This window comes from Halococcus sediminicola (assembly GCF_000755245.1).
Taxonomy (GTDB): Archaea; Halobacteriota; Halobacteria; order Halobacteriales; family Halococcaceae; genus Halococcus; species Halococcus sediminicola.
This window is the reverse complement of record NZ_BBMP01000011.1, coordinates 121484-138564: the sequence shown is the minus strand read 5'-3', so window position 1 is coordinate 138564 and position 17081 is coordinate 121484. Positions and strand designations below refer to the sequence as shown.

The 17081-nt window shown below is 65.3% G+C and carries 21 protein-coding genes; 8 read left to right on the top strand and 13 right to left on the bottom strand.

The genetic code is table 11. The annotated features are described in order from the left end of the window. Positions 1-4: 4 nt before the first annotated feature. Positions 5-820 (top strand): transcriptional regulator TbsP, encoded by an 816-nt coding sequence (gene tbsP / locus ACP97_RS07860; protein ID WP_154019976.1) that lies wholly within the window; start codon positions 5-7, stop codon positions 818-820. Here tbsP and ACP97_RS07855 read toward each other — a convergent pair whose 3' ends face one another. After that, positions 821-1666, bottom strand: coding sequence for an SDR family NAD(P)-dependent oxidoreductase (locus ACP97_RS07855; RefSeq protein WP_049997285.1), 846 nt, complete (start codon positions 1664-1666; stop codon positions 821-823). 230 nt (positions 1667-1896) lie between these two features. Then, positions 1897-2547, bottom strand: coding sequence for a helix-turn-helix domain-containing protein (locus ACP97_RS07850; RefSeq protein ID WP_049997284.1), 651 nt, complete (start codon positions 2545-2547; stop codon positions 1897-1899). A gap of 126 nt (positions 2548-2673) precedes the next feature. On the opposite strand from ACP97_RS07850, the gene ACP97_RS07845 reads away from it, so the two are divergent. Then, positions 2674-3210 (top strand): SCP2 sterol-binding domain-containing protein, encoded by a 537-nt coding sequence (locus ACP97_RS07845; RefSeq protein ID WP_049997283.1) that lies wholly within the window; start codon positions 2674-2676, stop codon positions 3208-3210. A 41-nt stretch (positions 3211-3251) separates the two neighbouring features. On the opposite strand, the gene ACP97_RS07840 is transcribed toward ACP97_RS07845, so the two are convergent. Next, a complete protein-coding gene (locus ACP97_RS07840) occupies positions 3252-4028 on the bottom strand; it encodes an SDR family NAD(P)-dependent oxidoreductase (protein WP_049997282.1) in 777 nt (258 codons plus the stop codon). A gap of 65 nt (positions 4029-4093) precedes the next feature. Here ACP97_RS07840 and ACP97_RS07835 point away from each other — a divergent pair, with 65 nt between their 5' ends. The 4 genes from ACP97_RS07835 to ACP97_RS07820 all read left to right on the top strand — a co-directional run bounded on the left by ACP97_RS07835 (position 4094) and on the right by ACP97_RS07820 (position 6979). Then, entirely contained in the window at positions 4094-4327 is a 234-nt protein-coding gene (locus tag ACP97_RS07835) for a hypothetical protein (RefSeq protein ID WP_237561127.1), read from the top strand. Between the two features lie 345 nt (positions 4328-4672). Beyond that, positions 4673-5212, top strand: a complete 540-nt coding sequence (locus tag ACP97_RS07830) for a helix-turn-helix domain-containing protein (protein ID WP_049997281.1) — start codon at positions 4673-4675, stop codon at positions 5210-5212. Positions 5213-5262: 50 nt separating this feature from the next. Beyond that, complete coding sequence (locus ACP97_RS07825; RefSeq protein ID WP_049997280.1) at positions 5263-6390, top strand: acyl-CoA dehydrogenase family protein; 1128 nt, start codon at positions 5263-5265, stop codon at positions 6388-6390. Between the two features lie 37 nt (positions 6391-6427). Further along, positions 6428-6979 carry an HAD family hydrolase gene (locus ACP97_RS07820; RefSeq protein WP_049997279.1) on the top strand — a complete coding sequence of 184 codons (552 nt, stop codon included), beginning with the start codon at positions 6428-6430 and terminating at the stop codon, positions 6977-6979. On the opposite strand, the gene ACP97_RS07815 is transcribed toward ACP97_RS07820, so the two are convergent. Further along, positions 6973-7209: a DUF5822 domain-containing protein gene (locus ACP97_RS07815; protein WP_049997278.1), complete on the bottom strand. Its 237-nt coding sequence runs from the start codon at positions 7207-7209 to the stop codon at positions 6973-6975. The two genes, ACP97_RS07820 and ACP97_RS07815, sit on opposite strands and share 7 nt — an antisense overlap. 85 nt (positions 7210-7294) lie before the next feature. Here ACP97_RS07815 and panB point away from each other — a divergent pair, with 85 nt between their 5' ends. Next, on the top strand, positions 7295-8101 hold the full coding sequence (panB, locus tag ACP97_RS07810) for a 3-methyl-2-oxobutanoate hydroxymethyltransferase (protein WP_049997277.1): 807 nt from the start codon (positions 7295-7297) through the stop codon (positions 8099-8101). Between the two features lie 276 nt (positions 8102-8377). On the opposite strand, the gene ACP97_RS07805 is transcribed toward panB, so the two are convergent. From ACP97_RS07805 to ACP97_RS07775, 7 genes are all read right to left on the bottom strand, one after another. Continuing rightward, positions 8378-9349, bottom strand: a complete 972-nt coding sequence (locus ACP97_RS07805) for a phosphoadenosine phosphosulfate reductase family protein (protein WP_049997276.1) — start codon at positions 9347-9349, stop codon at positions 8378-8380. Positions 9350-9455: 106 nt separating this feature from the next. Beyond that, complete coding sequence (locus ACP97_RS07800; protein ID WP_049997275.1) at positions 9456-10421, bottom strand: aldo/keto reductase; 966 nt, start codon at positions 10419-10421, stop codon at positions 9456-9458. 116 nt (positions 10422-10537) lie between these two features. After that, positions 10538-10723 (bottom strand): DUF7333 family protein, encoded by a 186-nt coding sequence (locus tag ACP97_RS07795; protein WP_049997274.1) that lies wholly within the window; start codon positions 10721-10723, stop codon positions 10538-10540. 63 nt (positions 10724-10786) lie between these two features. Beyond that, the gene (locus tag ACP97_RS07790) at positions 10787-11617 is read right to left on the bottom strand and encodes an aldo/keto reductase (protein WP_049997273.1); all 831 of its coding nucleotides are present in this window, start codon (positions 11615-11617) and stop codon (positions 10787-10789) included. Between the two features lie 93 nt (positions 11618-11710). Further along, positions 11711-12637 (bottom strand): PLP-dependent cysteine synthase family protein, encoded by a 927-nt coding sequence (locus ACP97_RS07785; protein WP_049997272.1) that lies wholly within the window; start codon positions 12635-12637, stop codon positions 11711-11713. Between the two features lie 62 nt (positions 12638-12699). Beyond that, positions 12700-13734 carry a phosphate signaling complex PhoU family protein gene (locus ACP97_RS07780; protein WP_049997271.1) on the bottom strand — a complete coding sequence of 345 codons (1035 nt, stop codon included), beginning with the start codon at positions 13732-13734 and terminating at the stop codon, positions 12700-12702. 78 nt (positions 13735-13812) lie between these two features. After that, positions 13813-14886, bottom strand: a complete 1074-nt coding sequence (locus ACP97_RS07775; RefSeq protein ID WP_049997270.1) for an ATP-NAD kinase family protein — start codon at positions 14884-14886, stop codon at positions 13813-13815. A 75-nt stretch (positions 14887-14961) separates the two neighbouring features. Here ACP97_RS07775 and ACP97_RS21015 point away from each other — a divergent pair, with 75 nt between their 5' ends. Then, entirely contained in the window at positions 14962-15084 is a 123-nt protein-coding gene (locus ACP97_RS21015) for a hypothetical protein (RefSeq protein WP_272913437.1), read from the top strand. On the opposite strand, the gene ACP97_RS07770 is transcribed toward ACP97_RS21015, so the two are convergent. Both ACP97_RS07770 and ACP97_RS07765 read right to left on the bottom strand, forming a co-directional pair. After that, the gene (locus tag ACP97_RS07770) at positions 15085-15777 is read right to left on the bottom strand and encodes a competence/damage-inducible protein A (protein ID WP_049997269.1); all 693 of its coding nucleotides are present in this window, start codon (positions 15775-15777) and stop codon (positions 15085-15087) included. A gap of 55 nt (positions 15778-15832) precedes the next feature. Further along, a complete protein-coding gene (locus ACP97_RS07765; RefSeq protein WP_049997268.1) occupies positions 15833-16987 on the bottom strand; it encodes an NAD(P)/FAD-dependent oxidoreductase in 1155 nt (384 codons plus the stop codon). Positions 16988-17081 lie beyond the last annotated feature (94 nt).

Genomic DNA, 17081 nt, shown 5'->3' with positions numbered 1-17081 from the left:
CACAATGCAGCCCACCCGGATAGAAAAGAACGTCGCCGACGTCTGCCGTGCGGTTCTCGACGGCGATACCGAGGAACTGCTCATCGTCGGCCCGTCGCCGACGGTCATCGACGGACTGGTAGCGGTACTCTCCGAGCCCGAGAGCGCGTCGACCGTTCGCCTGCTGGCCACGGAGTCGGTGCTCAAGGAGACGGTGAGCGGGTTCACCGACGCCAGCACCGTCGCCGATCTGGTCGCCGACGAGGTGCTGTCGCTGCGAACGAGCGCCGAGCGCCTCGGCGGGCCGCTGTTGCTCACCGACGAGCGGGTCGTCTCGCTCGTCGTCACCGACGAACGGACCGCCGGACTCGCCACCGAGGACGCCGAGTTCGTCGGTGCTGCGCGCAACGAGTACGCCAACCGCTGGACGGATGCCGAGCCGTTCACCCTGCGCACGCCGCCGCTGTCGCGGGTCCGGGAGACGCTCGAAACCGAGTTCGGTGCGGAACTGGCCGCGGATTTCGAGGCGATGCGCGTCGCGCTCGCCGAGTCGGCGGGCGACCTCGACGTGGTGGACGTCAGCCTGCTCGCCGCCGCCAGAAACGAGGCGCTGCTGTACGACATCAGCACGTGGGGCGAGAACGTCGGCGTCGCCAGCCGGGCGACCTTCTCGCGCAAGAAGACGCGCCTCGAAGAGGCAGGTCTCGTCGAGACCGAGAAAGTGCCCATCGACGTCGGCCGCCCGCGCCTGCGCCTCCTGCTCGGCGACGAGCGCCTCCGCGAGGCCGACGCCAGCGAGATGGTGCGTGTGGCGGCGGAGTTGCTGGCGGTAGAGGCGTAGTCAGTAGGTCAGCGTGTAGCCGCCGTCGAAGAGGAGGTCGCCACCGTCGAGGTGGCTCGCGTGCTCGGAAAAGCCCATCGTGAAGACGTTCGCCACCTCGATGGGGTCCATCATCTCCTTGACTCTCGCTTCGCCGAGCATGACGTCCTCGACGACTTCCTGTTCGCTAATGCCCCGCTCCTCAGCCGTGTCAGCGATCTGGTCCGTGACGAGCGGCGTCTTCACGTAGGCCGTCGAGAAGGAAAAGGCGCGGACGTCGCCGTCGCCCTCGGCGGCGATGGACTGGGTGAGACCCCGGAGGCCGAACTTCGCCATGTTGTAGGCGACCTTGTCGCGGGTGACGTAGTGACCGTGAATCGAGCACATGTTCCCCACTGCGCCGCCGCCACCGTCGCGCATGTGGGGGAGACAGCCCTTCGTCAGGGCCAGCGGCGCGCGGAGCATCGCCTCCTGCATCATGTCATATTTCTCCATCGGGAACTCCTCGATTGGAGCCACCGTTTGCAGGCCAGCGATATTCGCTAGAAAGCGAATCTGCCCGCAGTCGGCCGCCCGCTCGACGGCACGCTCGATGTCTCCATCGTCGGTCAGGTCGCCGGCGACCGTCTCGACCGCCCCGTCGAGATCGAGTTCGTCGTGTTTGGTGACCGTCTCGTCGAGACCGTCTTCGTCGACGTCGGTCGCCGCGACGGTCAAGCCATTGTGGGCGAGCGCGAGTGTGGTCGCCCGGCCGATGCCCGAGCCAGCACCGGTGACGAGCGCGACGTTGTCGTCCGTGAACTGTGGGTCGTCGAGCCTCAGCACGTCCTCGCGGGCGAGTTCCGGTGGCTCCGTCGGGTCGGTCATGGTAACGGTGTGAACTGCTCCGGTGGTGAGCATAAATCTGCTGGGGCGATGTGCGGCGGTGCGGGCTTCGGCGGTGCTGTGCGGCGGCGGTTCGGTGTGGTGAGTGTAGCATCCGCGCGAACGGAGTGAGCGCAGTTCACTGCGAACGAGCGCGAAGTCGTTCGAGAGGCGCGAAGCGCCTCTCGTGATGCCGAGACGGCTTCGCCGTCTCGTAGCAAGTAAAAAAGTGGTTATGGGACGATGGCGGTGAGCACCGCCGCCTCGATCTTGCGGAGGTGTTCGCCGACGGTGCCCCCAGTCCTATCGAGTTCCTCGGCGACGTCGGCGTGTGTCGCCCGGCGCGGGACCTCGTAGTAGCCCGCCTCGATGGCGACTCGAAGGGTCTCCTGTTGGCGGGTGGTGAGCCGGTCGAACAGCCGTCTGGCGCTCGGTTCGTATTCCCCTGTTTCTTCGAGTTTGAGCCGCACGTCGTCGGGAACGGTCGCTATCGTCTCCCGGATCGTCGCCTCCTCGCCGATGACGGTCATGCGGAGTCCACCCCGTGGGGTGTACTCGATGGGCGTGTCGAGGACGATCTCGTGCGATTGGGGCACGGCGAGCAGGCCGGCGACGGTGGCGTTCGTCTCGAAGTGGATGTAGGCGTGGACGCTGTCGCCGGTCGCCGAGACGTTGTAGGCGAGCACCTCCGGACAGTCGGCGAGGATTTCGTCGACGCGCTCGACAGTACCGTCGAGTTGGTAGAGCGTGACGGCGGTCCCGTCGTCGAGGCGATTGATGTTGTGCAGCGCCGTGCGCGTCACGTCCCCGTCCTCGGCCAGTCGTCGGTCGGAGGGGTGGAGGCCGCCGTCGGGCGGGATGAGAACGAAGGTGACGTACCGCATACCACGAGTGGGCACACCGAGTGCATATAGCTTTCGCGCGGTACGCTCGTCAAGTATATAAATGGCCGCGAATGCACCGAGGAATCTTCATTGGTGTGGCTGCGAATCGTCAACCGGTGTCATTCAATGACTGATGTCGACTACGATCCGGACCCGCTGTTGTTCCCGAGTCAGGCGTGGTTCGCCGAGTACGAAGACCAGATCAATGGAGACGACGAGTACGCGGAGGTGAGCGAGGGCTGGGGCACCGATTTCAACGGCGACTTCGTCTTCAAGATGACCGAGATGCCCATCGACGAGATGAACACCGACGAGATGCCCGCGTACCTCCAAGAGGAACTCGACCAGTACGTCGAAGAAGACGGCGGCGACGGCCACGTCGGCCACGCGTTCTTGGGTCTCGAAGACGGCAAATGTACTGGCGCGAGACTCATCGACGACCCCGACGAGGTCGACGAGGGCTTTCTCCTGTCGGCGACCACCGACAACTGGAAAGCACTGCTGAAACAGGAGATGGGTGTCATCGACGGGCTGATGGGCGGCGATTTCGAACTCGACGGCGACATGCAGAAGATCCTCCAGTACTCCGACGCCGCCGTCAAGCTGACCGACCTCGCGGGCAACCCCGACGCCGAGTTCGCCGACGAGAAATACGCGAACTGAACCTCGACCACGATTTTTGCGAAACGAACCCGGAGCGCCGCTCAGAACGTGAAGAGGTCGATACCGCCGGTGACGCCGACCACTTGGCCGGTGATGTAGCTCGACTGCTCGCTCGCGAGATAGGCGACCAGATTGGCGACGTCCGCCTCGCGGCCGAGCTGGCGCATGGGAGTTGCCTTGGCGATGCGCGCGAAGTGTTCGTCGACCTCCTCCAACTGGTCTGGTGGGAGGTCGGCGAGCGCACCCACCACGATGCTCGGCGCGACGACGTTCGAGGTCACACCGGATTGAGCGCCTTCGAGCGCGAGCGTCTTGCCGAAGCCGATGAGTGCCGCCTTGGTTGCCGAATAGGAAAGTTGGCCAAAGCCGCCCTGCCAGCCCGCCATCGAGGACATGGTGATGATGCGCCCCCAGCCGCGCTCGCACATCGCCGGGAAGACCTCGCGGGTGACGTTGTACGAGCCGGTGAGGTTCACGGCCAGATCGCGCTCCCAGATGTCGTCCTCGAAGTCCCCGACCCGTGCGCGGGCGTCGACCATCCCGGCGTTGTTCACGAGCACGTCGATTCCACCCGTCTCCTCGCGGATGGCGTCGATAGTCGAGGCGACCTCGTCGTGGTCGGTCAGGTCGCACTCGACGGCGTGGGCCGTGCCACCGTCGTCTTCGATGCCGTCGGCGATGGTCTCCGCACCCTCTTCGTCCACGTCGAGGACGACGACCTCCGCGCCTTCCTCGGCGAGAACCTCACAGTCCTCGCTGCCGATGCGTCCGCCGCCGCCGGTGACGAGTGCCGTCTTGTCGTCGAGTCCGAAATCCATGTGCGCATGGACGCTCGCGGGCCGCCGTGAAATCCGTTGCTCCCGGAATGAGTGGCTGTTTATGAGTGGGCGCGGCAGTCGATGGACTGGAGTGTGTCGAGAGCGTTCCACGACCGATGGACGAGCCAAGCGACACGACGCCGAATCCCGGTAGAGAGACCGAGCGCGCGACGTGCGAAAACTGTGGCGCGCGTCTCGACCCGCTCGAATGGGAAACGCTCGACGACGATGCCGAGGCAAACGAGGATCTCCATTTCTGTGACGAGGAGTGTATCGAGGAGTGGCAAGCCGAGCAGTAACTCCGGGCCAGATGAGTCGGTAGCGGTGGCGCGCGGGAGTGTGCGAAGCACACGACTCGCGCGAGGTCTGTACGAGCAAAGCGAGTGCAGGCTCGTCAGAGCAAAGCTCTGACGGTGGATGAGCGAACGAGTGCAACGAGCGAAGCGAATCGGTTGGAGAGGTATGTGGGCTGTTGCGGTGGCGGTAGCGGAGGGATAGATATCGAACCGCGAGCGACCGACGGGAGCGAGCGGGAGTTTTTAGTCCAGGTTTTTGCGACGAGTGGTGGCCGACCGCAGGGAGGCCACCCGAGGAGTAAAAAAGTGGGGCGGACGAATTATACCGCTCACCCACCAAGACGCGGTATGGCAAAATACTCCACCGGCGATTCGGCGGGTGGTGGCGGGAGCTGTGAACTCTGTGGAAAGACGACCGACGACCTGACGGCGGCGACGGTCGCTGGGGCGGAACTCGATCTCTGCCCCGACTGCGTACCCCACGGTGAAGGGGATCGCCGGTCGCAGCGCGGGGGTGGCGGAAGCGGCGGAGGCGGAAGTGGTGGAGGCGGAGGTTCCGGCGGCCGCGAACGTAACAGCCGACAGCGGGCGGCCAGAAACGTCGCCAAACTCGCGGATTCCCAAACGGGTGATTCGAGCCACTGGGAGCGCGAGGGGACGAACTACGACCGCGACCAGTTGCCGTATCTCGTCTCGGGCTACGGCGACCGGGCACGGGGCGCGCGCGAGAAGGCGGGCCTCTCTACCGAAGAGCTGGCCGCGGAACTCGACGCCGACCCGCAGAGCCTCGACGCGATCGAGGACGGGCGGGCCGCCCGCGCCGATGTCGGTGGGTCGCTGGTCGAAGCGCTCGAAGACCGTCTCGACGTGACGCTCGTCGATTCCTGAACGGGTCTGTGGAGCGGACGGCTTTTGCCCGCCCGCTCGTATTCGGGGATATGGACCTCACCGCCGAACAGCGCGCGATTCGTGACACGGTGCGGGAGTTCGCCCGCGAGGAGATCCGACCGGAAGCCGAGGCGGCCGACCGCGAGGAGCGCTTTCCTGAGGACGTCTGGGACGGGCTCGCCGAACTGGACATGACGGGGTTGACGACGCCCGAAGAGTATGGCGGCTTCGATGCCGATTCGCTCACCTACAGCATCGTCAACGAGGAACTCGCCGGCGGAATGCTCGCCGTGGCGACGGCGCTGTCGGTCCACTGTCTCGCCACCTCCTGTATCGCCGAGTTCGGCGACGAACACCACCGCGAGCGCTGGCTGCCCGAGATGGTAGATGGCCGCCCAGTGGGCGCGTTCGCGCTCTCCGAGCCGCATGCCGGCTCGAACCCCGCCGCGATGAGCACCGAGGCACGGCGCGATGGCGACGAGTACGTCATCAACGGCGACAAACAGTGGATCACCAACGGCGAGCGCTCCGGAGTCATCATCCTCTTCGCGAAGACCGACCGCGAGGACGACCGAAGCATCACGCAGTTCCTCGTTCCGAAGGATACCGAAGGCTTGGAGGTCGGTCCCAGGGAGGACAAACTCGGCCTGCGCGCGAGCGACACGACGAGCCTGACCTTCGACGACGCACGGATTCCGGCCGAGAACCGACTGACTGAGGAGGGTCGAGGGCTGTCGGCGGCGCTGTCGATTCTGACTGGGGGACGCATTGCCATCGCCTCCCAAGCCGTGGGTCTCGCCCAGCACGCACTCGACGAGTCGCTCGCCTATTCCCAGGAGCGCGAGCAGTTCGGCGATTCTATCAGTGAGATTCAGACGATTCGCCACAAACTCGCCGAGATGCGGACGAAGGCGCAGGCCGCGCGGCTGCTGACGCGGGATGCGGCCCGGCGGGCCGACGGGGGCGAGGGGTACCGCGAGGCCGCGAGCATGGCGAAGTGGTTCGCCAGCGAGAGCGCCGTCGAGGTGGCCAACGAGGCCGTCCAGATCCACGGTGGCTACGGCTACACCACTGAGGGCGGTGTCGAGCGCCTCTACCGCGATGCGAAGATCACCACCATCTACGAGGGGACGACCGACATCCAGAAGAACGTCATCGCGCGCGAACTGCTCGACTAATCGAAGCCGACTTCCCGCGTCCTATCCTCGCTCCGGTATGACCGTCACCGTCCCCGACGACGTCGAAGCCGTGGTCTACGACCTCGACGGCACGCTCGTGCGTCTCACCGTCGATTGGCAGGCCGTCGAGGCGGACATCGCCGAGGTCCTGCAAACCGAGGACGTCGACCCCGCCGGTCTCGATGCGTGGGCCATGCTCGACGCCGCCGAGGGAGTGGGTGTCGAGAGCGAGGTCGAGTCGCTCATTGCCGCGGCCGAGCGCGACGGCGCACACGAGTCGCGCCGACTGGCTTTCGCCGATGAGATCGAGACCCGCCTTCCAATTGGGGTCTGCTCGCTCAACTGCGAGGAGGCCTGTCGCATCGCGCTCGCAAAGCACGACCTCGACGGAGTGATGCAAAGCGTCGTCGGCCGCGATTCGGTTCCCGAGCGAAAGCCCGCGCCAGAACCGCTGCTGGCCGCCGTCGAGGAACTCGGCGCGACGCCCGAGCATACCCTTTTCGTCGGTGATTCGGCGGGCGACGAGGAGGCCGCAGAGCGTGCCGGCACGCAGTTTTCGTACGTTGGCGACGGGCCGACGAGCTACTGAGTCTGGGTTCGGCGTGCGTAGCCGTAGACGCAGAGTGCGACGAGAATCCAGACGACCGCGCCGACGCGCACTGCAAACGAGACGCGCGCGTTCCACGAGTCGAGCGGCGTGCCCGTCGAGAGGACGGCGACCACGGGCGCGCCGACGACGATGGTGAGGACGAACGTGACCTGCATCACCCAGCCGTAGTCGACGCCCTCTGGGTCTGAGGTCTCGACTGGGTCGGGCACGGTGGGAAGTCCGCGCGCGCGGCGATAAGTCGTGTGGTCGGGGGTTTCGGATACGTTTAACCCCCACCGGGCGTGAGATGTGTTCATGCCAACGACAGTCGGTGAGTTCCGTCCCGGCGACGCGCCGCTGACGATGCTGACCGCCTACGACACGCCGACGGCGGCGGCCTGCGAGCGGGCGGGCGTCGACGCGATCCTCGTCGGCGACAGCATGGGCAACGCATCCCTCGGGTACGACTCGACGCTTCCCGTGACGGTAGACGAAATCGCCAGTCGGACTGGCGCGGTCGCGCGTGCGACCGACGAGACGCTCGTCATCGCGGACATGCCGTTCCTCAGTTTCGGCGTCGACGAAGCCGAGAGCATCAAAAACGCCGGACGGATGCTCAAGGAGGCAGGTGCACACGCCGTCAAACTCGAAAGTGGCCCGCATACTATCGAGTTGACCGAACGCCTCGCGAACCTCGGGATTCCCGTGATGGCCCACCTCGGACTCACTCCCCAGAAGGTCAACCAACTGGGCTACGCGCGGCAGGGAACCAGCCGTGAGGCCGCCGAGGAGATTGCGGCGCTTGCCGACGCCCACGAGGATGCTGGCGCGTTTGCGCTCGTGCTCGAACACGTGCCGGCGAACCTCGCCACCCAGATCACCGACCAGCTCTCGATTCCGACCATCGGCATCGGTGCGGGACAGGACTGTGACGGGCAGGTACTCGTCGCCAACGACGTGCTCGGACTCGGCGAGCGCATCCCGCCGTTTGCCGCATCCTTCGGTGACGTGCGCGGCGAGATGGAGCGCGCGATCTCGGACTACGTCGGAGCCGTCGAGAACGACGAGTTTCCGGCCGACGAACACAGCCACGTCGAAGCGGACCTCGACGACCTCTACTGAGCGGCCGGCAGTGGCGGTCGGCGGAGCGGCCATCGGCCGCCGAGCGGTGCGGTCGCGGTCGCTGCGCGGTTGTGGGGCGGTTCCTGGCGGATGAAGGGCGAGCGAACGAAGTGAGTGAGGGCTTCTGCGGTGCTGTGCGGGTGCGGGAAGCGAAGTCGTCAGACCGCGAGCGAGTGAAACGAGCGAGCGGGCCGAGGAGTGACCGCAGGGAACGACGAGGCTTTTAGTGCAGGTTTTGCGAGTGAGCGGCCGAAGGCCGCGAGCGTAGCAAAAGTGCTACATGTAGCCGAGGTCGCGCAGGCGCTCCATCAGGTCTTCTTTGTCCTGGGCGCGGCCCGCGCGCTCGGTCGTGCCTTCGAGGTCCTGCAGCCATGCGGGTTCCTCGTCGGACTTTTCCGTACTTATCTCGCTACCCAGCGAGCGGAAGCCGGCGAAGTACTTCGGGCTGATGGGGATATCCTCGTGAGAAACACCCTCGGGAAGGTCGTCGGCGCTCTGTGGCACGTAGCCCTCGTCGGGGAAGTTCTCGACGGTCTCGGGCACGACGAAGTTCCAGAAGGCGTCCCAGACGTCGCGCTCCTCGAACTGGAGGATCGGCTGGACGCGGTCGTGGGGCGGGTAGATGTCGGGGTCGTGGCGCGGGCTGAAGAACGTCTCGTTGGCGCGCGCTTCCTGTTCGTCCCAGCGAATCCCCGAGAGAATGCCGTCGACGTCGTACTCTTCGAGGGCGTCGTTGAGCGCCACCGTCTTGAGCAGGTGGTTGCCGACGTAGGTGTCGAGCAGGAACGGGAATGTGTCCTCCTCGTATTCGAGGATGTTCCGGACGTGGTGTTGGTTGTGCTCCGAGAGATCGTTGATGTCGATGTCGTCGCCCGGTTCGAGACCGTGTTCGTCGACGTAGCTACCGATGTCCTCGTTGCGCGCGTAGCGCACGTCGAGGTCCCACTCGTCGGCCCATTTCTCGACGAAGTCGTGGATCTCGTCGAAGTGCTGGTAGTGGTCGATGAAGATGGCGGGCGGGGTTTCGAGGTCGAAGCGCTCGGCGACTTCCTTGATGAAGTAGAGCACGAGCGTCGAGTCCTTACCGCCGGTCCACATCACCGCGGGGTTGTCGTACTGTTCGAGACCCTGCTTGGTGACGGCGATGGCCTTCTCGATTTTGTCCTCGATGGTCGGGTAGTCTTCGGGATCATCGCCCTCGCCGTCGTCGTAATCGACGTTGAGGTACTCGGGGAACTGAGCTGACATGGCGTAATGAGATATAATTAGCGGGCTAAAAGAGTTTGTGACTTCACGCCGCCGTGTGAACCGGCGACACGGCGAGCGTGTCGTTTTGGCGTTCGAGTCGGGGTCGCTACTCGTGGCCGAGCACGGCCATCGGTTCGTAGGGCTCTTCGAGGTACTCCATGTCGCTGTCCGAAAGGTCGATGTCGAGCGCCTCGACGGCATCCTCCAAGTGCTCGACGCTCGTCGTGCCGTATATCGGCGCGGTGACGTCTTTGTGGAGTAGCCACGCGAGACCGATCTGGGCCATCGAGACGCCCTTTTCGTCGGCGATTTCTTGGGTGCGCTCGTTGATCTCCTCGCTCTGGGGCGAGCCGTAGCGCTCGGCGGTCATCTCGCGCATCGCGTCGCTCTGGTCGTGCGGGCGGGCGAGATAGCCACCCGCCAGCGGACTCCACGGGATGACGCCGACGCCTTCCTCGTCTGTGAGCGGCAGCATCTCGCGTTCTTCCTCGCGATAGACAAAATTATAATGATTTTGCATCGTCACGAACCGTTCGAGGCTCTCCCTGTCGCTCGTATGGAGCGCGTCGGCGAACTGACGGGCCCACATCGAACTTGCACCAATGTATCTGATCATGCCGCGGCGCACCGCGTCGTCGAGCGCGCCGAGGGTCTCGTCGATGGGCGTATCGTAATCCCAGCGGTGAATCTGGTAGAGGTCGATGGTGTCCATTCCCAGCCTGTCGAGCGAGTTGTCGAGTTCCTGTTCGATGGTCTTCCGGGAGAGTCCTCCAGAATTGGGGTCGTCGTCGCGCATCTGGCCGTGGACTTTGGTGGCGACGACCTGTTCGTCGCGGTCGTATCCGTCGAGCGCGTTGCCGAGGATTTCTTCGCTCTCGCCGTACGAATAGATGTTCGCGGTATCGAAGAAGTTGATACCCAGGTCGATGGCGCGCTCGATGACCTCGGTAGCTTCGGGTTCGTCGACGGTCCAGTCGAACATCTCGCCGCCGCCGTCCCCGCCGAAGCCCATACAGCCGAGACAGATCCGACTGACCTCCATGCCCGTGTCGCCGAGGGTCGTGTATTCCATAGGGTCGGTCCGGGCGGGATCCTAATAACCTTCTATTGCACTCTATTGGCACGGAAAACACGGAATCAGGATGGCTTGGTGGACAATACAAAGACCGCGACCGCTGGCCCGTTCGGCTATCGCATCGCGCGGTACTCGCCGTGCTGGATGCCGATGAACAGTGTGAGGACGCCGAAGACGAGCAGACCGCCGAGCACCATCATCACGGTGCTACTCGCCATCGGACTCATGAACGTGCCGATGGCGATGATGGCGAACAGCACCACGAACGCCCCGACCGTCTTTCCGAGGTCGAACTCCATGCTCATCCTCGGAGTGCTGTGAGAATAAGGGTTGGTAAACCGGTCAGTCGCCGCGAGCGGTTCTTACCACGGCGCGAAGTCGGGGTCGACCTGCCGTTCTCGCTCGTCGATGTCGTCGATGGTCTCGATGTCCTCGTCGTCGAGGTCGACGCCAAGGGAGGCCCAGTTGTCTTCGATGTGGTCGTCGCTCGTGGCCTTCGGGATCACGGTGACGCCCTTCGCGCGGAGCCACGCGAGACTGACCTGTGCCTCGCTGGCGTCGTGTTTGTCGGCGATTTCGGAGAGTTCGTCGATCTCGAAGACCTTCCCGCGCGCGAGCGGCGAGTACGCGACGAGTTCGATGTCGTGGTCGTCGCAGTACTCGCGGAGTTCCTGCTGGGGCAGCAACGGATGACACTCGACCTGATTGGCGAAGATCGGCTCGTCGAGCACTTCCCGAGCCTTGTCGAGGTGTTCGGGCTCGAAGTTCGAGACGCCGATGCGGTCGATTTTTCCCTGACTTTTGAGTTCGGCGAAGGCCGCCAGCGTGTCCTCGGGGTCGTACTCCTCGGCCGGCCAGTGGGTGTAGAGCAGGTCCACCGACTCGACGCCGAGTTTGTCGAGGCTCTCGGTCGTGGAGTGAATCACGTCGTCGTAGTTCAGGTTCGACGTCCAGACCTTCGTGGCGAGGAAGATTTCCTCGCGCGGGACGTCGGCCTGTGCGATGCCCTCGCCGACGCTCTCCTCGTTGCCGTAGGCCTGTGCGGTGTCGACGTGGCGATAGCCCGTTTCGAGGGCGCTCCGGACGCTCTCGACGCACTGTTCGGGGTCTTCGTTCTCCCACGTGCCGAGACCGAGCATCGGCATGCCGTTCGCGCGCTCGACGCTGTCGGGACTGAACTGCTCTTGAGACATACATCGAATCGAAGGGTCGACGGCCGAAAAGCCGTTCGGAAACCGGCGAATCGGACCCGTTTCCCTTCGATATACCCGATAGGTCCGGGCTGATTACCGCTCGAACATTCCCGTCGACATGTAGCGCTCGCCGCTGTCCCAGAAGACGGTCACGACGAGCGGGTCGTCGGTATCGACCGTATCGCCACTACTGACATCGTCAGCGAGGCGGTCGGCGACCCGGCGGGCGACGACGTTTGACGCGCCGCTCGATTGGCCCACCAGAATCCCCTCCTCCTCGGCGAGTCGTCGACACTCGTCCTCGGCGGCGTCGAGACTCACCGTTTCGATCGTATCGAGCAGGTCGGTATCGAGAACGTCGCTCACGAAGCCTGGTCCCATCCCCTCGAAGTCGTCCGCACCCGCCTCGCCGGTCGAGAGCACGGCGTTGGTGTCGGGTTCGACGGCCACGACCTCCATCTCGGGAAACGCCTCGCGCAACCGGCTGCCGATGCCGGTGATCGTTCCCCCGGTACCGACCGCGGCGACGAGCGCATCGACGCTTCGTCCGTCGATCTGCTCCAGGATCTCCTCGGCGGTCGTCTCGTAGTGCGCGCGGGCGTTCGCGGGGTTCTCGAACTGGCGGAGCTGGACCATTCCCTGACTTTCCAACTCGTCGGCGCGCTCTCTCGCGCTATCCATCTCCCCGTCGACGAGTTCGAGGTCCGCGCCGTAGGCGGCCATGATGTTCCTGCGTTCCTCTGATTTCGAGGCGGGCATCACGACCGTGAGGTCGTAGCCCTTCGCCGCCGCGACCACGGCGAGTCCGATCCCCGTGTTGCCGCTGGTCGGCTCCACGATGTGTGCGCCCGGTTCGAGGAGCCCCTCGTGCTCTGCGGCCTCGACCATCGCCTTCGCGGGCCGGTCCTTCGCCGATCCGCCCGGGTTCTTCGATTCGACCTTCGCGGCGACGGTCGTTCCCGGCGGCGAATCCACTCGCACCAGCGGCGACCCAATGGCGTCGAGCACGCTGTCGTCCATCGGTCGCGATAGGGGGTGGGAGCCTAAACCGATGACGGGACGCGATCGGACATAGGGGCGGGCTACGTGATGGTCGTGTGAACCGACTCCTCGTTGAGCGCGAGGTTCGTGGCGATTTCGGCGTTGCGGACGGCGTACTGAGCCGTTTGAGCGAGGCTGACGAGCACTTCGCGCACCCGCAACAGCGCCTCGTTGCCCATCTCGGGCAGGTCGTCGAGGATCTCGCTCTCGCGGTCGTTGATCTCGGCGAAGCGCTCGCGCACCTCGACGGTCATCCCGAAATCTCGCTCGACGGCGGCCCGCACCGCGAGTTCGGAGATCTCGTCGACGGCGTCGGTGAACTCCCTGATGCGTCGCATCGTCGCGTCGTCGACGTCGAGGGTGTGACCCGGCGACTCCATGGCGATCGTGGCGATGTCTTCGGCGTTGTCGGCGGTGAGTTCGAGGTTCTTGGCGATCGAGCGGTAGCCGATGAGCGGGAAGCCGTCGTCGAGACCCACCGCCCGCGCGAGGGTGGGGTTCTGGTAGGCCGTGAAGATCAGCCGCAGAAGGAGGACGAAGATCTTGTTCGCCTGTCGTTCGCGATTCAGCGCCCGCTCGGCGAAGTCGGGGTTGCCGAGCGCGAGCGCCTTCATCGCCTCGTCGCGCATCGTCGAACCCGTCGATTCGAGCCGTTCGAGCAGGTTGTCGAGCGTGAAGTCCTCCGGATCGACCGAACACCGGATGGCGATCCGCTCCGGAGTTTCTTCGATGACGCCGAGGCCCATCAACTGGGTTTCGGCGTTGTAGACGGCGTTGATGTGCGAGGAGTCGAGCGTCCCCTCGTCGACCTCGACGTGGATGACCCGACGGCCGAGGACGTACTGGGCGACGATGGCGCGTTCGAGCACGCTCGCGTCCATGTTTGCGGCGTGGATGGTCGCCCGTGACTCCTCGGTCTGAGCGGATTCGGGCAGCACTGTGAGAGTACCCTTCCCGCCCGAGCGCAGCGACACCTCGTCGCCCTTCTCGACGCCGTGTGCGCGCGCCCACTCGGCGGGCAGCGTCATCGCCAGCGTCGAGGGACCGAGCCGCTGGACCTTTCGCGTTTCGACCATGCGGGCACGGAGACCCCCTGTTGCCTTAATCTTCACTATACGCCACTAAAGTACCTCCCCCTTCTACTAGCGACGGAGTCAGACGACCTTCAGCAGCCGCCGCTCGACGCGACCGATGCGCACCTGCCGCCAGCCACGGAGGTCCTCGTCGAGGGCTGAGTCGCCGGTATCCACTCGCAACACGCCGATATCGTCGAGTTTGGCCCGCGAGGCGACGATTTCGACTTCGCTTTCCCGGAGAACGGCTGGGGAAATCTGTTGGTTGCCCCGCCCGAAGACGAACCCCTGTCCGCCGATGGGCGAGACCATCACGACGTTGTGCTCACCGAGACTCTCGTCGATCTCGTCGGCGCTGCCGTCGCGGACGAGCAGTTCGCCACCCTCGTCCGTAGCGCGCCAGACGTCGACGCCGAGTGGTGTGCCATCGAACCCGAGTTCGCGTTTTATCGCGCCGAGCGTGCTTCCGGGTCCGAGCACGTACGTCACGCCCGCCTCGGCGTCGGCGGCGACGCCCGCGGCGAGCGTTTCGACGTTCCCGCCCGAGAGCTGCTTGCTCGATTGGACCTCCTCGGCGACGGGAACCGCCGCGAGCGCCTTCAGCTCCGTATGGACCTCGCCCGAGCGGTAGGCGTCCTCGTCGATGTCGTTGACCTCGCGGGTTGCGGTGCGCTCGAAGGTCGCCGCAATGTGGCCGGCCGCGCGCGGCGAGACCGCGAAGACGGAGGAATAAATCTTCACGCCGGCCGGCACGCCCAATATCGGTATCTCCTCACCGTGTTCGGCGAGCGTTTCGGCGACGTCGACCGCGGTGCCGTCGCCACCGACGAACAGCACGAGGTCGACGCCCGCCTCCGCGAACGCGCGAACAGCGTCGCGGGTGTCTTCGGCGCTCGTCTCTTCGGAGGGATGGGTGACGACCTCGCACTCGAAACCGACCGCGGTGGCGACCGATTCGCCCATCGCGCCGCCCGCGGCGAGCAGTTCGACGTCCTCGTGGGTGGTCAGCGATTCGAGTGCCTCGCGGGCGCGCTCGGGTGCGCGCGGTTCCGCCCCGCGTTCGCGCGCCTCGGTGACCTTCCCATCGGTACCCTTCAGTCCGACGCGACCGCCCATCCCGGCGATGGGATTCACCACGAAGCCGAGGCGTCGCATATCTCCCGTACGACTATCACCGGCAAAAGCCGTCCGACTCGAACGACCTAAAGGGGCGGGCGGGCAAGGGCGCGTATGGACACGGGTGTTCTCCTCCAGGAGGGCGTGCAGACGGGCATCATCAACGGAGCCGGTATCGCCGTCACCGTCGCGGGACTAGCCATCGTCGCCGTGTGGTGGGCGTATCTCTACCGCTGACTACTCCTCGACGAGCGTGACGTGCTCTCTGAGCCAGTCGGCCGCCGCCGCGACCTCCTCTTGCTCCGCGCTCTGGACCTTGAGACGGACGTGCTCGCCGGGATAGCTCCCCACAGAAACGTCGAAGCGCTCGCGGACTTCTTTTATTCTGTCGAGCAGTGCGCTCTCGGGTTCGTCGGCGTAGACGAACTCGACGGTGTTGACAGTCCCTGAAAACTCCTCGGCAACCGATTCGAACATCGCCTTCATCTCGTCTGGCACACCCGGGAACACATACACCCCTTCGACGACGCAGCCAGGCGCGACGCCCGCCTCGTTGTGGAGGACACGCGCCCCGCTCGGGAGATCGGTCGTGCCGGCCGCGAGGTCGTCGCGCTCGTAGCCACCGTGTGCTTCGAGCCACTCGACCGCCTCGTCGCTTTCTTCGAGGTCGCGGTCGAACGCCCGCGCGACGGCGTCCATCGTCAAATCGTCGTGGGTCGGACCGAGACCCCCAGTCACGAGCACGGCGTCGTAGCGGTCGTGGAGGGTCGAGATGGTGGCGGCGATCTCGTCGATACGGTCGGGGACGACGACCGCGCGCTCGACGTCCGCGCCCCGTTCGGTGAGACGCGTGCCGAGCCACGTGGCGTTGGTGTTCACCGTGTCGCCGGCCAGCAGTTCGTCACCGACCGACAGCAGCGCGACGCGCATGCTCGACGGTGGGTGCCGAGCGCGGAAAAACCCGTAGGTCCTGTCGAAGGCGCTCTCAGAGGTCCGACCACGCGCGCGCCGCCCGTGTCGTCCCGCCGACGTCACGGATCCAGCGCGCGGCGATAGCCTTCTTCAGGAACTCCGCCGCCGGGCCGCCGAAGGTGTTGACCGGGACGCCGACGACGTCGTGGGCGACGGCCTTGTCGCCGACCGACACCACCGTACCCTTGTCCTCGTGGGTCCACTCGGCGAGGGGCTGGCCGTGGAGCGCGCGGGCGACGTTCTCGCCGGCGACTTCTGCGGCCTGCCAGGCGGCCTGTGCGGTCGGCGGGCAGGGTCCTCCCGGCTGGTCGACGATGGCCGAATCGCCCAGCGCGAACACCCGATCGTCGCTCGTCTCGAAGGTCGCGTCGGCGTTCACTCGGTTGTGTTCGTTCTCCAAGTTTGCGTCGCTCATCGCCTCCCGGCCCGTGATGCCCCCGGTCCAGACGAACACGTCGTGGGCGAGCGACTCGTCGGACTGGAAGTGGATCTCCTCTTCGTCGGCTTCGGTGATGGGATCGTCGGTCGAGATCTCGACGTCACGCTCCAGCAGGCGCTTTCTGAGCGCACCCTGTAGTTCGGGGTCGTTGCCCGGGAATATCTCTTCGAGCGCTTCGACGAGCGTGATCTCGATCGGTGCGTGGTGCATGTCGCGGAACTCCGCGACCTCGCCGGCGGTCTGGATCCCGGAGAGACCGGCACCGCCGACGACGACCCGTGCGGGATCGTCGTCGGTCGCGTCGCGGGCGGCTTCCTTTATCTGGTCGTGGATCTCGAAGGCGTCGTCGAGACCCTTGAGGGTGAGCGAGTGCTCTTTCAGCCCGTCGATGCCGTAGTAGGCAGTTTGCGAACCGAGCGTGACGAGCGCGTAGTCGTAGGCTACCGTCGAGCCGTCTCCCAGGGAGATCTCGCGCTCGTCACAGTCGAGACCGGTGACTTCGCCCTCGATGAAGCGGGTACTCGGCGATTTGATCGCCTCGACGGGTATCGTGACGTCCTGCTGGACATTCGGGTCGCGGATGCAGCGATGGGCCTCGTGGAGCACGAGGTGGTAGTCGTTGTCGGAGACCCAGACGAGGTCGGTGCCCTCGCCGAGGGCGTCTTCGAGACTCATGATCGCGCCGGCACCAGCATAGCCAGCGCCGAGGACGACGACGGTTTCGGTCATATCGTCTCTGGGCGGGCAGCCGTTACAAAGGCTTTGAAACGACCCCGACGGTGGACGGGTCGTCATCCCGCTTGTGGGGGGTTTTAACCGTCGC